Source organism: Lentimicrobium sp. S6 (assembly GCF_013166635.1).
Taxonomy (GTDB): domain Bacteria; phylum Bacteroidota; class Bacteroidia; order Bacteroidales; family UBA12170; genus UBA12170.
The window spans coordinates 1-15,804 of the sequence record NZ_JABKBZ010000095.1 but is presented as its reverse complement, the minus strand read 5'-3'; the positions used below and the strand labels follow the sequence as shown (position 1 = coordinate 15,804).

Below are 15,804 nucleotides of genomic sequence, written 5' to 3'. Positions count from 1 at the left end.
AAGCTACAGCACCCTTTATTGATAGAAGCTAATCCTAGAAGGGAATAGTAAAACGTGTTAGAGCCTTTGTAGGATATTCTTTCGCCAATTCACCAGCTCTCCCCATCGCCAACTCGCCAACTCACCAATACAAGTCTCCTGTTCTCTATTTCTCATCTACTTCTTAGCTGTCTTAAAAAACGCAATTCGGGAGAATTACCTTACTTGTAAGCCGCAATACTTTACTATACATTACTATTCTTCAATATATTTCTTTTAAATCCAAAAAACATATTAGGTTTGTAATAGGTTTTCTAAAAAGAAGAAATCATGGAAGCAAACTATACCCATATTCAAATTACAGCTGCTCAGGCTGCAGAAATAGCTCCAGAACACTATCATATTAAGGGAGAAATAACTCCTTTACCCGGAGAGCTAGATTTCAATTTTAAAATAAAAACGGATGAGGATTCTTTCCTATTGAAAGTGAGTAGACCCGATGCTGATGAACAGGAAATCGATTTCCAAGAGAAAATATTAGCGTGGGTGGCAACACATGCTCAAAACATAATTTCACCTCTAGTTTTTAAGGATAAAGATGGCCATGCCATATCTAAGTATCAGGACGAACATGGACAAACCCGACTCGTCCGACTATTGAACTTTATTCCTGGTAGACTTTGGTCAGCAGTGAATCCTCAAAATGAAGCCCTCCTCTATTCCCTCGGAAAAGAAGCTGGGAAGTTAAGCACTACCCTTCAAGGTTTTGAACATCCATTGGCTCATAGAGATTTTCCTTGGGATGTGGGGCAAGCACAATGGACTTACAATTATACCAATCTGTTTTCTGATGACAAATTAGAAATCATTGAGTATTTTCAATCTCTTTTCAAAGAAATTCATGAGCCGTATCAATCTCTCAGAAAATCGGATAGTTCAGTATTTCCATTATGATCTACTTTACAGATTTTTGAATAATAATCCTCAATAGTAATATCATTTTCATCAATGAGACTAAAGAAATAGGAGTCATTATAAATAACAATATCACCGATAGGTGTTTGATTATTATTACTTGGGATTTCTTTATACCAATAGTTTTGGCTAAGGAGATTCGTTGATAGTAAAACAAAAAATAAAAGGTAAAGTGTTTTCATTGCTATTTCTAATCTCATATAACTTCAAAAATAATATTTTATTATGCATTAATTCCGTATTATTTGGTTTTTACTAACCTATCTATTTTCATTAAACTAGCAACAGTTCAGGAGAACTGTGCTACGGGTTTCAAAACCTACTCCCTCACCCACTTACCAGACTCCACCACTTTACCCTCTTTCACCAATGACCAAATATATGTGCCAGAGGAGAGTTCCAAAGTATTTACACGAGAAATATTGGAGTTGATGGCCTCCTCTAAAACTAAACTTCCATTGAGGTTGAGGAGTTGTAGAGTGGCTGGAAAAGCTCCAGTGTGTAGTTCTAGGTATTCTCTTCCTGGGTTGGGTAATACTATGGCATTTTTTATGGGGATTCCTGCATTGCTATTGGTGGATGTAATGAGGCCATCTTCATCAACCTTAACAATAAAGACATCTTTTTCAAAAGGCCCTTGGGTTCCATGCTCATACCTAGTACCTACTAATATACAACCACCGTCGGGGGTTTCATTAATGTCTATCAGGTTATAATAGGCATCTCCACCAAAATATCTCTGCCAATTTAAATTTAATTCATAATCTAAATTATCCAAACGGAAATAAGATTCTCTATTCGGATAAGCATCAACACCTAAATTGTAAGTAGATCCGATGAACATAGTTTCGTTTTCACCAAATGCAATACTATTATAAAGACCTGGGTAAGAGGCAGAATCACTACTACCAAGTAAAATTTGATTGGTTCTTTCAAATCCTATATCATAAGTACTAACAGCAGTATACCAACCTCCATTATCAATTTCCTTCTTATTGCAAATGACAAAATCTTCATCACCAAAATTTCGCATGCTAGCTTGTAATGAAAAGTCCTCAATCCATTTGTTTTCTACAAATTCTAAATCAGAATTTAAAATATTAATTTGCTTTAAAAAAATTCCAGCATCAAAATTTTGAATACAGTATAGTATGTAATTATTTGAATTAGGGAATTCTAGAAAATCCATTGTAATCTCTAAGCCTGATTGATTATAAACACTATCAAATAGTAGATCGCCATTTTGCTTAATTTTCATCAAACATTTATCTATGTATTGTGTGCCAGACTGTGGAGGAGAACCATCTACCATTGAGGCTAAAATAATATCACCATTTTCTTTTATAACTTCGTTTATATGAGACCAACCCTTTCCTATTCCTATATCATATTGCAGTTCTTGTATAATATTTAAATCCTCATCAATATCAATCAAACAAATATCGTAGAAGCCTGCGCTACCTTGTTGCTCTTTGGTACAAAAAAGTCTAATCAAACCATTTTCTAAAATAATTGCTTTATTGACTGTTGCTCCAAAACCATCATTTTCAATAACTAAAGAATCATGTAACTGCCCTATTTGATCAATTTGATAAACAATACCAGATGCACTATTGTTAGGCAGGTAGTTGACACATAATATCAAATAACTATTCTCTAAACATATTGAGTTGCTTACAAATAAATCTGTTGAAGTTTTTATGGTTGTTTGGAAGGTTTGCTGTGCTATTAATAGGCTTGAGAAACCTAATAATAATGATAATAAAATATTTTTCATTTTTATTTGAATTTAAAGAATTGCCCGAATAAGTTTCAAAACTATTCGGGCAACCTATTAATTTATATTTTAGTCTACAGGTGGAACATAAATGGCTAATTTACCATAAAACAAGTAAGCATTATGTAGATAAATAGTCGCACCACCATCTAGAAGATAATCGCCTTCTATATCAATACTCAAAAACTTCCAAATCTCATCTGGATATAAACTTTTAATATAAAGTGATCTATCTTGAACTACCTTTGCCGTTCCTTGTACATACCAGTCCATTTTATCAGGTGATAGACAAGTATTCACTGGACCATTAGCTGTAGATTGATAATACATCAAACAATCATAACTATTATCGTTTTGTACATCATCATCAGGATTGGGAAAATAGTCAGCTTCAATAAAAATAGAAGTAGTTTGCACAACATATGAGCCTGGAATATCTTGCTGCAAGCATTCTGGATTATTAATTTTGAATTGTATTTTTTCAGCTGCATCAAGGTTATCACTGTCTCCTACATATGGACCATCACAATAACCACCATTTTCAGACCAAGCTCCACCCCATCGCCAATAGTCATAATCTTCAAAAGGCGAATAACAGGGTGTATTTGGTCGTTTTTCACTACCATAAGCTGCTGTTACCGCAACAATAGAAGTTCCATCTTTTAAAGAATTTTCTTTAAGCGTTACATCAGCAGCAATCATAAACCCAATATCACTGGGTAATTGATTGGTGAAATTCACCACGTATTCTTCCATCCCGAATGCAATGTCAACCAAATTATTATAACTAACCATGCCATTATTGATCATTACATTTGCTTCAAATGTAGTATCAATGGTTAAGTTTAAAAATCCAGAATCTGGTGTAGAATAATTATAATTAATTAATGCTTCCAAATTCCACAAAGCATCTTCAACACTCATCATTTCCCCATCCTTAAAACTATTGTTTTTAATTTTATCTTGGAAATCTAAAATAGCATTCTGGATTTTCACATCTTCTTCTGACCAGTATACTTCATTTTCTGTATTTGGGGTCATTTTGTTTTCTTTGTCTTTATTACAGGCTATAAAACCTATAGCGAAAACGCTTAATAATATTGTTATATTATATAATCTTCTCATTATAAATTGTATTTGTGAACCCACTCATTCTATATGGTTCGATTAAAAAATTTAACTTTGTAAACTCAAACGGTCTGTTACTAGGCTTTACTCCGAGAGGTAAGATAATTGTGGTGGAGCTTAGGACGGGCTGTTTGTTTTTACTTAAGACCAAAAAACAAAGGCACGCCCTATATCTGGTCAAAGTTGTTTTTTCCCAATACAAATAGTTGGTATTTTATGTTTTTTTCATTTCGTAATGCTTGATGATTTTCTTTTTCACAGGAAACTAAAACTGTATTTATCTGACGGGGGGGGTATGGCAATTTAGTATTATTTTCCTTCAATATAAAAGAAGAAATCCCGAGATGGATAAATGGATTCATTTCAAACATAAATAGATAAACTGTAGTATAAATTGCCTGTCAAAAGTAAATTAAATTTTGAACTGTTTAAAGATTTTAACATAATATATTTCATTCCTTATTAAGGTATAGTTATTTTACATAGATTGTTATTTAACTATTGGTTATTGATTAGAATCATCATACTCCTTTATTCTAATAAAAGCACTGTCATTGTGAGCGAAGTGAAACAATCCCCTGCAAGCTACAGCACCCTTTATTGATAGAAGCTAATCCTAGAAGGGAATAGTAAAACGTGTTAGAGCCTTTGTAGGATATTCTTTCGCCAATTCACCAGCTCTCCCCATCGCCAACTCGCCAACTCACCAATACAAGTCTCCTGTTCTCTATTTCTCATCTACTTCTTAGCTGTCTTAAAAAACGCAATTCGGGAGAATTACCTTACTTGTAAGCCGCAATACTTTACTATACATTACTATTCTTCAATATATTTCTTTTAAATCCAAAAAACATATTAGGTTTGTAATAGGTTTTCTAAAAAGAAGAAATCATGGAAGCAAACTATACCCATATTCAAATTACAGCTGCTCAGGCTGCAGAAATAGCTCCAGAACACTATCATATTAAGGGAGAAATAACTCCTTTACCCGGAGAGCTAGATTTCAATTTTAAAATAAAAACGGATGAGGATTCTTTCCTATTGAAAGTGAGTAGACCCGATGCTGATGAACAGGAAATCGCTTTCCAAGAGAAAATATTAGCGTGGTTGGCAACACATGCTCAAAACATAATTTCACCTCTAGTTTTTAAGGATAAAGATGGCCATGCCATATCTAAGTATCAGGACGAACATGGACAAACCCGACTCGTCCGACTATTGAACTTTATTCCTGGTAGACTTTGGTCAGCAGTGAATCCTCAAAATGAAGCCCTCCTCTATTCCCTCGGAAAAGAAGCTGGGAAGTTAAGCACTACCCTTCAAGGTTTTGAACATCCATTGGCTCATAGAGATTTTCCTTGGGATGTGGGGCAAGCACAATGGACTTACAATTATACCAATCTGTTTTCTGATGACAAATTAGAAATCATTGAGTATTTTCAATCTCTTTTCAAAGAAATTCATGAGCCGTATCAATCTCTCAGAAAATCGGTGGTACATAGTGATGCCAACGATAATAATGTGATTGTGAGTAACGATTTAATCCATCCTCAAGTAAAAGCTATCATCGATTATGGAGATGCCATTTATACCCAAACCATTAACGATTTAGCCATTGCCATTGCCTATGCGGTAATGAATAAATCCGATGTTTTGGAAGCTTCATTACCCATTATCAAAGCCTATTATCAAGAGTTTCCTTTGCTGGAAGAGGAATTGGAATTTCTCTATACTTTGGTGGCCATGCGCTTGGTGATTAGCGTTACTAAATCTGCTATCAATAGACAGTTGGAACCCGATAATACTTATCTGCTCATCAGCGAAAAACCAGCTTGGCAGGTATTGGAAAAATGGAAAGCCATTTCTGAAGATTTAGCCCATTATTCTTTTAGAGCGGCGTGTGGCTTCTGTCCACATCCAAAAGAAAAAGAATTTAAAAACTGGGCGGCAAAACAAAATATCTCCATCCAATCGCTTTTTCCTCAGATAGAATTTGAGGAGCTTAAAAAAGTGGACATGAGTATTGAAAGCACCTGGATGGGTCATGAAAGCGAATACCTCAATAATCAGTTCACAGAATACAAATTGCAAGAACTAAAGTCTGCTAACAAGAATATCATCGTAGCTGGAGGATATCTAGAAACTCGTCCGTTTTATATTACCGATGCCTATAAAAAGGAAAGCAATAATGGTCCTATATATCGTGCAGTTCACCTGGGAACAGATTTGTGGTTGGAAGCCAAAACAGCTATTCATGCACCTTTAGATGGCGAAGTCTTTAGTATTCATCATAACGATGCAGACAAAGATTATGGCCCTACTCTCATCTTAAAACACCAAACGGAGGAAGGCTTAGAATTTTATAGTCTCTACGGACATTTGAGCTTAAACTCTTTGAATCAAATAAAGAAGAATCAAAAAGTAAAACGAGGAGAACTGATAGCTTGGGTTGGAAATCAAGAAGAAAATGGCAATTGGGCTGCTCACCTGCATTTTCAACTCATGCTAAGTATGCTAGATTACGAGTATGATTTCCCAGGGGTTTCCACGGCCAAGGAATTAGAGATTTGGTCGAGTATTTGTCCAGATTCAAATTTACTATGGAAAGAAAAAAACTTAGAGGAGGCCCTACAAAAAGACAATGAGCAACTTATTAAATACCGCAAACAACATTTAGGTAAGAGCTTAAGTTTGAGCTATGATATTCCACTGAAAATGGTGAGAGGAGCAGGAGCTTTTCTATTGGATTCTAGTGGAAGGAAATATCTGGACACGGTAAATAATGTGGCACATGTGGGGCATGAGCATGAAAGAGTGGTAAAAGCAGGACAAGCTCAAATGGGCATTCTCAACACCAACTCCCGCTATCTCCACGAAAACATCAATCAGTTTGCCGAGGAATTATTAAGCACCTTCCCCCAGGAATTATCGGTGGTGCATTTTGTGAATTCTGGCAGCGAAGCCAATGAATTGGCCCTCAGAATGTGTCGTGCCTATTCTGGACAGAAAGACATGATAGCTGTGGAAATTGGCTACCATGGAAACACCAATGGATGTATAGAGGTGAGCTCCTATAAATTCGATGGGAAAGGTGGTAAAGGCGCCCCAGAACATACCCATATTGTTCCTTTGCCCGATGCCTATCGTGGGCTTTATCAAGGAGAGAATTGTGGAGAGAAATATGCTGCTCATATTCAAGAACAAGTAGATAGAATACAAGCGAAAGGAAGAAATGTAGCAGGATTTATCTGTGAAAGCATCATTAGCTGTGGTGGGCAAATAGAATTACCTGAGGATTATTTAAAAACGGCCTATTCTGCCATTAGAAAAGCTGGAGGCCTTTGTATCAGCGATGAAGTGCAAGTGGGTGTTGGACGAGTAGGAAAAGCCTTCTGGGGATTCCAGCTTCACGATGTGGTACCTGATATTGTCACCATAGGAAAACCCATAGGAAACGGTCATCCATTAGCCGCTGTGGTTTGCACTAGAGCAGTAGCCGATGCCTTTGCCAATGGAATGGAATATTTCAATACTTTTGGTGGTAATCCTGTTTCCTGCGCCATCGGAAGAGAGGTTCTTAGAGTGGTGAAAGACGAAAAGCTTCAACAAAATGCTTTGGAAGTTGGAGAGTATTTAAAATCAGAATTAGAAGTCTTATCCAAAGACTTCCCCATTATAGGAAATGTGAGAGGACAAGGTTTATTCTTGGGCTTTGAATTGGTAGATGAAAACAAAAATCCACTCCCAGAAAAAGCAGCTTATCTAGCCAATAGAATGAAAGATTTAGGGATATTAATGAGCACCGATGGCAAAGATGTAAATGTATTAAAGATTAAACCACCCATGGTATTTTCCAAAGAGAATGCCGAGGAGTTAATCAAGAGATTAAAGGTGATTTTTACTGAAGATTTTATGAGAGAATAAAGTTCCTTAAGTTGGTCTATCGCCGGTCATTGAGCCTGTCGAAATGGCCAAAATAAACAATGGTCAATGGGCGTTTCGACAGGCTCAACGACCCACAAAGCTCTTAATCAACATCAGATTTCAATTTTTGAAAAAATGAAGAAAACAATACTAATATACCTATCGATTTTCATCTTTGCTATTGCTTTTTCACAAGAGCAAGAACAAAACCTACACCAAAATCATCAGGTTTTTGGAGTGAATAAATTAGCGCCAAGAGCGAGTTTCTTTCCTTATGAAGAAGCAGGAAGATGTATGCGTGATAAAATGGAACTATCTTCTCGTTTCCTCAGTCTCGATGGTTTGTGGAAATTCCATTGGGTACGCTCCCCTAAAGATCGTTCTATGGATTTCTATCAGGTGAATATAGATGATAGCCAATGGGATGAGATTCCTGTTCCAGCCAATTGGGAAGTGGAAGGCTATGATCATCCCATTTATCTCGATGAACGCTATCCCTTCTCCACCACCTGGCCCGATGCACCCGAGGATTATAATCCAGTGGGAAGCTATAGAAAGAATTTCACCATTGAAAAAGAATGGCTGACTGAGGATGTGATTTTGCATTTCGCAGGCGCTAAATCGGCCATGTATCTTTATATCAATGGGCAATTTGTGGGTTATTCTCAGGGTTCCAAAACGCCTGCTGAATTCCTCATCAACGATTATATAAAAGAAGGCGAAAACCTCATCGCCATGCAAATGTATCGCTGGAGCGATGCTTCTTATTTGGAGAGTCAGGACATGTTGCGCATGAGCGGAATTGAAAGAGAAGTCTATATCTATAGTCAGCCCAAGGTCAGTATCGCAGATTTTCATGTTCAGGCTGATTTAGATTCAACTTTTAGAAATGGAGATTTCGCCGCGGATATTTTAGTGTGCAGTTCTACAAGACTTATTGAAAATAGAACTTTAATGGTCTCAGTGAGTGATGACAAAGCAAATGAACTTTTCCAAAAAAGAATCCACATCAGTATTGAGGACAGTACATGGTTACATACAGAATCTTTGATTAAAGACATTTTGCCTTGGTCAGCGGAGGAGCCTAACCTTTATAAATTCACCATTATTTTAAAAGATGACAAGAATAAGAGTCAACGAGTATTGATTGAGAAAAACATAGGGTTTAGGAATATCAAAATCCGTAATAATCAGCTATTAGTCAATGGAAAAGCAATTTATATAAAGGGTGTGGACAGACATGAAACCGACCCATTTACTGGTCATGTGGTGTCCAAAGAAAGCATGGAAAAGGACATTCGCTTGATGAAGCAAAACAATATCAACGCAGTGCGAAGCTCCCACTATCCCAACCATCCTTACTGGCTAGATTTATGTGATAAATACGGGCTTTATGTTATTGATGAAGCCAATATCGAAAGCCATCCTCTTGCCATAAATAAAGATACCCAGATAGGTAATGAGATGTCATGGTTACCTGCCCATCTAGATAGAATTGAACGCATGTATATCCGAGATCGCAATCATCCTTCTATCATTATTTGGTCATTGGGAAATGAAGCCGGAGAAGGCACAGTATTCGAAGCTTGTTATGATTGGCTAAAAGCTAAAGACTCCTCCCGACCCATTCAATACGAACCAGCTGGAACGGCAGATTATACCGATATTTTCTGCCCCATGTATCCCAGTCCAGAGCGATTGATTCGTTATGCAGAAAATGACCCACAAAAGCCCAGCATCATGATAGAATATTGCCATGCCATGGGGAATTCAGTGGGGAATTTGCAGGATTATTGGGATATCATTGAGAAGTATCCAGTTTTACAAGGCGGTTTTATCTGGGATTGGGTAGACCAAAGCTTGGAGTATAAAGATGAAAATGGGAATCCTTATTTGGCCTATGGTCACGATTTCCATCCCGACTTGCCTACTGATGGAAACTTTCTCAATAATGGTTTGGTAGATCCATATCGTAATCCTCATCCGCATTTACGAGAAGTGAAGAAAGTATATCAGCCGGCAAAATTTGAATATACTGATGGCAAATTGACCATTAGCAATAAGAACTTCTTTGCTGCTTTTGAGGATTTAGAATTATTTTGGAAGGTACTAAAAGATGGAATTCTTGTTCAGGAAGAATTATTTATTTTACCCAAAATAGAAGCAGGAAAAAGCTATGAAACAGATTTAGATATTGCCGAACTAGATCCTTTAGCCGAGCACTTTTTAATTATAGAACTCAAAACCACTAAAGAACAAGATTTGCTACCTGTAAATCATGAAATGGCATTTGAGCAGTTTCAACTGAACTGGGCAAAAGAGCTTCCTCCAATAAATACGGCAGCACAAAGTTTAAAAATCTCTATAGAAAAGAATGTTTTTGTATTTAAGAACGAGAAGGTGGAATGGAATATTAATCGGGATAATGGAAATATTGAGTTATGGACTGTAAATGGCTCAATCATTACAGAAGAAGGATTAAAAGCCAATTTCTGGCGTTCACCTACCGATAATGATTTAGGGAATGGTATGCAAAATTGGGCTAATATTTGGCAAGAAACTAGTGAAAACTATGAATCAGAAATACTATTGGAACCTGAAAATAATGAGAAGGGTATAAAAATGAAAGTAGGTTTTAAATTAGCCCATGAAGTTGCCAAAGTAGAGCTAGATTTGGAATTTAGAAATAATGGAGAATTAAAAGTAAACTATCATTTCATTCCATTAAAAGAAAGTTTACCAGATATTCCTAGACTGGGCATGTATATGATACTTCCAAGTGATTATGAGGAGGTCTCTTGGTATGGTCGAGGTCCAGATGAAAGCTATAATGATAGAAAAACAGGTTCTAAAATGGGTATTTATAGTGGAAAAGTTGAGGAGCAATTCCACCGTTACCCAAGACCACAAGAAACCGGAAACAAAAGCGATGTTCGTTGGATGGCATTGGAGTCGGACAAGTTAAAAGTAACAGTTGTCGGAAACGAAAAAATGAACTGTAGCACTTGGCCATTCCGACAAAGTGAATTGGAGTTTGTAGCTGGAAAAGGTGGCGGTGAATCGGCATCAGGATTGGTGCCTGTCACTTCTCGCCATGGCGCCGATATTAAAACAGGCGAAGTGGTACAATGGAATATAGATTACAAAATGATGGGTGTAGGAGGTGATACTTCTTGGGGCAGAATGGTACATGAGGAATATCGTATTCCGGCTAAGGAGTATTATTATTCTTTTTTGATTTCTGTGGTGGAGAAGTGATATTTAACTTTTTAGGCGCTGTTGTTCGTTGGGTTTATGGAACGATACGGATAACAATTTTAAACAAGCCAAAATACACTTTCAGTGAATATGTTTATGGGCCTAATAACTCTGATGATTGGTTTGATACAAATGGTCATAACTTTGTAAATAGAATTATTGGTATCATTACAATTGTGTCGGTATGTTGGCTCATCATTAGACTAGGCATATAAAAAGGACTAAGAAGTGTTTCCTTTGTTTTACGATTTCAGTGAAATCCGAATCTAAAACCATAATCCTTTTGACACGATATATCCAGAATTGTTAAAAGGTATACAATATCTTCAAAAAGAATTAAAAAGCGTATTTTTAGGCTTAAGTTCTTAAGAATATATGTATTTCTCACAGCTACTTGAAAACAACAACAACTATGAAAAAATCAATTTTACTTTTATCGGTATTGATATTTACCTCTATTATTTTCAATAATAATGCTCAGGCACAAGATGTTCAAACAGATTTAAACAATCAAGAAAAGACAATAACCGTTGATTCTATTTGCAGCAAACTTCTAAGTACATATGTCTTTCCTGAAATAGCTGAGCAAATGTCTGAATTGATTCAAGGAAACCTGAAAAATGGGGATTACAATTCTATTAAAGACCCTTTTGAATTTGCCACTCTATTGACTAAAGATTTATTATCTATAAGTCACGATAAACACATCAGAGTTGAGTATAATCCTCAAGAAATTGCTGCTCAAGAACAAGTATATACAGCAGAAGACAGTTTGAATTATCTATATGAATATATTGCCAACTTAAAACGGGAGAACTTCGGTTTTAAGGAAGTTAAAATACTAGATGGTAATATTGGCTATTTAGATTTAAGAAGCTTTTCCGATGTAGAATATGCCGGTGCAACAGCAGTTTCTGCCATGAATTTTTTAAGCAATAGTAATGCTATCATTATTGATTTGAGAATGAATGGCGGAGGTAGTCCAGCCATGATTCAGCTAATTACTAGCTATCTATTTGACAGCAACCCGGTGCACCTAAATAATTTTTATTGGAGACCCACTGACAGTCATACCCAAACCTGGACGCTACCCTATGTTCAGGGAAAACGAAGCCCTAGAACACCAGTTTATGTGCTAACGAGCAAAAGAACATTTTCGGCAGCTGAAGAGTTTAGCTATAACCTAAAGAACTTAGAAAGGGCGACTCTTATTGGTGAAACAACTGGTGGAGGAGCTCACCCTGGAGGTTCATTAACCGCGACTGATAAGTTCACCGTATGGGTTCCTTCTGGACGTGCCATAAATCCAATAACAGAAACCAACTGGGAAGGAATTGGAGTGATACCACAAATAAAAGTGGATGCCAATCAAGCCTTGGAGGTGGCACAAATTAATGCCTTAGAATACTTAATAAAAGAAAGTAATGATCCAAAGCTTGAAAAATTCTATCAATGGAATTTAGATGCTATTAAGGCTATACTTGAACCTGTCATTATTGAGGAATCAACTCTAGAATCCTATATAGGAAACTATGGTCCAAGAATCATTAGTATGGAAAACAATAAATTGTATTATCAAAAAATTGGAAGAAATAAACATGAACTGATTCCCCTCAATTATGATGAATTTCAACTTAAAGACATGTCATCATTTAGGATCAAATTTGTATCGGAAGAAGGAGAAGTCACAGCATTAGAAGGTCTTTATGATAATGGGCGTTCAGATAGAAACCTTAAAAATAAAGACTAAGCAATCAGAAGATAGTTTAAAATGAAAGAAGCAGCAGCTCAAACAAAATCAATAATCCACTAAATAACAAATAGTTAGAATATTTAAAGCTACACAACACAACCCATTAGGACTGAAAAAGTGTAGTTTTAGGTTCAAATTAAAACCTAAGAGCATGAAAAAAGGAATGACGAAAGTAAGTGTATTATACCCAAATGGGGAAAACAAAACATTTGATATGGACTACTATTGCAATACCCATTTGCCAATGGTTAATGAATTACTAGGAGATTTCCTTAAAGGTGCAACAGTAGAAAAAGGATTAGGAGGTGCTACACTAGGGTCCACTGCTCCATTTGCTGGAATGGGGAATATGTATTTTGATTCTGTAGAAGATTTCGGAAAAGCTTTTGGACCAAATGCCGAAAAAATAATGGGAGATTTGCCTAATTTTACAAATATTGAACCTATCGTTCAAGTGAGTGAAGTAATGTAGTTTAATGGAGTATTGACCATAGGATGAAGAGCCTTGGCATATATACTCCATGAAGAAGAGGCTTTAAGAGCAATATCTTACTCAGGCTTAAGAGTATTCATATTCTTTTGTGATTTCGGTAAGCTAAAAATAGATTTTATTACTATTATTGCTTCTTGTTAGCAAATCATTAGAGAAATATGAAACACTTTAGAATCTTTATCATACTTGCCTTTTCACTATTAACCTTAAATGGATTCACTCAAACAGAGAAAGCACAATTTATCTATTTAGTAGATGGTTTGGAACAATCTGAGGAGTATGTAAATGCTTTAGATCCAAATACCATCAAATCATTTGATAAAGGAGTGAGTGATGAAGAAAAAGCAGAGCTCATCAAGAAATTTGGAAATAGAATAGAAGATAGCTTTATCTTAAAAATCACATTATTATCTGAAAAGGAATTGGAAAAAAAAGCCAATCTAGACCAAAAAAAAGAAGATCAGAAAAAGCAAGCAGAGGAGGATAAATACAGAAAACGAGTGGAGGAAACTACTCTAATATTCGCTGGTGATAAAGCCCCTGGTTTTAAAGTGGAAATGTTGGATGGACAAGAGATTCAGTTATCCGAACTAAAAGGGAAAGTGGTGCTTTTAAACTTTTGGGCTACCTGGTGCGGACCTTGTTTAAAAGAGTTTAACGAGATTCCAACTGTCATTCAAAAGCCATTTGAGAATAAAGACTTTGTGCTTATTCCCATCTCCAGAGGAGAACAAAAAGAAGTAGTTCAAAAAACAATGGATCGGTTTAAAGAAAGAGGCATAACCTTCAATGTGGGACTTGACCCAGACAAGAGTATCTATCAGCTTTATGCTACAGAAACTATTCCCAGAAACTTTCTCATCAATCAGAATGGCCAAGTAGTTTATATCTCAGATGGTTATTCTGAGGAAAAACTAAAGGAAATCGCCAAACGAATTAAGGAATTATTAGAGAATAATGATTAAAACCGTCTTCTAGATATTTACTATGTTTATTTGCAATCACAAAAAAGGCATTGCCCATAGGGCATCAGCTTTTGAATAAGGAGAAAGGGAATTGTTTTTATTTGCTCGTAGAGCATATGTTTTAAAAAATCAATAAAAGATAGAGCGCAATTAAAGCAAATCCCCTACGGGGAATAGAAAACTTTAGCAAGTACTTTATACATGAGCTGAACCACTACGCGGTAGTTTTTTCTTCTCAACTTACTATTTATAGAAAAGCATTGCCCATAGGGCATCTGCTATTGTATATGGAGAAAAGAAAGCTGAATTCAACCCACAAATACAACTTTTGAGTTAAACAATATTTTTTCCATTGCAAATATAGAGTTTTCAAATTGATATCTTTTTCTAGGTCTATTATTTAGTATCGATTCAACTTCCTTAATTCTTTCTTCATTAATTTGTTCAAAATCACTTCCTTTTGGAAAGTATTGTCTTATCAACCCATTTAAATTTTCGTTCGAACCTCTTTCCCAGGAGTGGTATGGCCTGGCGAAATAGTAATCAATTTTTAAAAATTCAGCTACTTTTTCATGTCCTGCAAACTCTTTACCATTTCAGCTGTAACTGTATTAATATAGGGTATCCATTCTTCCAGTAAATCATTGATTGCATGTGTCACAACATCTGATTCCTTTGACTTTACCTTCTTCATTTTCAGCATACCCGAAGACCTGTCGTTAATTGTTAGCATAGCCTGATAATGGTGCTTACCAACAATTAAATCTACTTCTAAATCCCCAAATCTTTCTCTATTATCTACTATATTGGGGCGCTGGTCTATGCCTACTCGATTCTTTATTATTCCTCTTGAATCTTTCTTTGATCCTCTTTTTCGATACTTTCTACCTTGTCTTCTCAGATGTGTATATGAGGTTCCGGAAGACTTCTTATCATCCCTGATATGCTGATAAATACCTTCCGAAGAAATATAGGGTTTTCCCTGTTTCTTTAAAACTCCAACCACTTGTTCTGGACTATAGTCCAGTCGTAATAAATCTTCTGTTTCTTTTTGAATTTCAGGAGTGAAACGGATATGCTTAGGTTTCTTTTTTTGCCGATTTTATACTTCCTATGTGCTAGTTCAGAATCATACACCCCGCTTCTTCCATCAGAGTTCCGTGCTAATTCTCGGCTGATTACTGATTTATCTTTACCAATAAACTGTCCTATTTGGGTAATGCCATATCCTTGACTCAGCATACATGAAATGGTGTACCTTTGTCATTCGGTTAAGTGTGCCATACAACTTCTTTTTTCGCGATTGGAAGCGGTAAGGTAAGCAAACCATCAAAACATGAAGGAGAGTTCTTCTCTCTTTCTGTTTTGAAAAATTAACACTTTCGCCTCTAAATCGAAAAGTTGCATTTACTACTTGAATTTAAGAAACTTGTGAGAGCTACTCAAATGGTCATCTTTCTTTGTGTAAGCACCTCTTTTATAATTCCTTTTATGATTGGCAATACGCTCCGATTTACAGTATATTTCGACGTCTTCAGAGTTATATTGTACT

10 protein-coding genes and 1 pseudogene are annotated in these 15,804 nt (G+C 36.0%); 6 read left to right on the top strand and 5 right to left on the bottom strand.

Annotation, left to right across the window (positions count from 1 at the left end):
- Positions 1 to 309: 309 nt before the first annotated feature.
- Entirely contained in the window at positions 310 to 933 is a 624-nt protein-coding gene (locus HNS40_RS20110) for a phosphotransferase (protein WP_172284296.1), read from the top strand.
- Here HNS40_RS20110 and HNS40_RS20105 read toward each other — a convergent pair.
- The 3 genes from HNS40_RS20105 to HNS40_RS20095 all read right to left on the bottom strand — a co-directional run bounded on the left by HNS40_RS20105 (position 891) and on the right by HNS40_RS20095 (position 3,856).
- Positions 891 to 1,136, bottom strand: a complete 246-nt coding sequence (locus HNS40_RS20105; protein WP_172284294.1) for a hypothetical protein — start codon at positions 1,134 to 1,136, stop codon at positions 891 to 893. The genes HNS40_RS20110 and HNS40_RS20105 overlap by 43 nt on opposite strands.
- Positions 1,137 to 1,273: 137 nt before the next feature.
- The gene (locus tag HNS40_RS20100; RefSeq protein ID WP_172284291.1) at positions 1,274 to 2,731 is read right to left on the bottom strand and encodes a T9SS type A sorting domain-containing protein; all 1,458 of its coding nucleotides are present in this window, start codon (positions 2,729 to 2,731) and stop codon (positions 1,274 to 1,276) included.
- A 69-nt stretch (positions 2,732 to 2,800) separates the two neighbouring features.
- Positions 2,801 to 3,856: a hypothetical protein gene (locus tag HNS40_RS20095; protein WP_172284289.1), complete on the bottom strand. Its 1,056-nt coding sequence runs from the start codon at positions 3,854 to 3,856 to the stop codon at positions 2,801 to 2,803.
- Positions 3,857 to 4,750: 894 nt separating this feature from the next.
- On the opposite strand from HNS40_RS20095, the gene HNS40_RS20090 reads away from it, so the two are divergent.
- The 5 genes from HNS40_RS20090 to HNS40_RS20070 all read left to right on the top strand — a co-directional run bounded on the left by HNS40_RS20090 (position 4,751) and on the right by HNS40_RS20070 (position 14,252).
- On the top strand, positions 4,751 to 7,783 hold the full coding sequence (locus HNS40_RS20090) for an aminotransferase class III-fold pyridoxal phosphate-dependent enzyme (RefSeq protein ID WP_172284287.1): 3,033 nt from the start codon (positions 4,751 to 4,753) through the stop codon (positions 7,781 to 7,783).
- Positions 7,784 to 7,918: 135 nt separating this feature from the next.
- Positions 7,919 to 11,041 (top strand): glycoside hydrolase family 2 TIM barrel-domain containing protein, encoded by a 3,123-nt coding sequence (locus HNS40_RS20085; protein WP_216663787.1) that lies wholly within the window; start codon positions 7,919 to 7,921, stop codon positions 11,039 to 11,041.
- A gap of 412 nt (positions 11,042 to 11,453) precedes the next feature.
- A complete protein-coding gene (locus HNS40_RS20080; RefSeq protein WP_172284285.1) occupies positions 11,454 to 12,791 on the top strand; it encodes a S41 family peptidase in 1,338 nt (445 codons plus the stop codon).
- Positions 12,792 to 12,945: 154 nt separating this feature from the next.
- A complete protein-coding gene (locus HNS40_RS20075) occupies positions 12,946 to 13,266 on the top strand; it encodes an EthD family reductase (RefSeq protein WP_216663788.1) in 321 nt (106 codons plus the stop codon).
- Between the two features lie 179 nt (positions 13,267 to 13,445).
- Entirely contained in the window at positions 13,446 to 14,252 is an 807-nt protein-coding gene (locus HNS40_RS20070) for a redoxin family protein (protein WP_172284283.1), read from the top strand.
- 308 nt (positions 14,253 to 14,560) lie between these two features.
- Here the strand turns inward: HNS40_RS20070 and HNS40_RS23800 are convergent.
- Positions 14,561 to 15,309: pseudogene (locus HNS40_RS23800) on the bottom strand (IS30 family transposase).
- Positions 15,243 to 15,494 carry a helix-turn-helix domain-containing protein gene (locus tag HNS40_RS23000; protein WP_253916446.1) on the bottom strand — a complete coding sequence of 84 codons (252 nt, stop codon included), beginning with the start codon at positions 15,492 to 15,494 and terminating at the stop codon, positions 15,243 to 15,245. Before HNS40_RS23000 ends, HNS40_RS23800 begins: the two are co-directional and overlap by 67 nt.
- Positions 15,495 to 15,804: the final 310 nt, after the last annotated feature.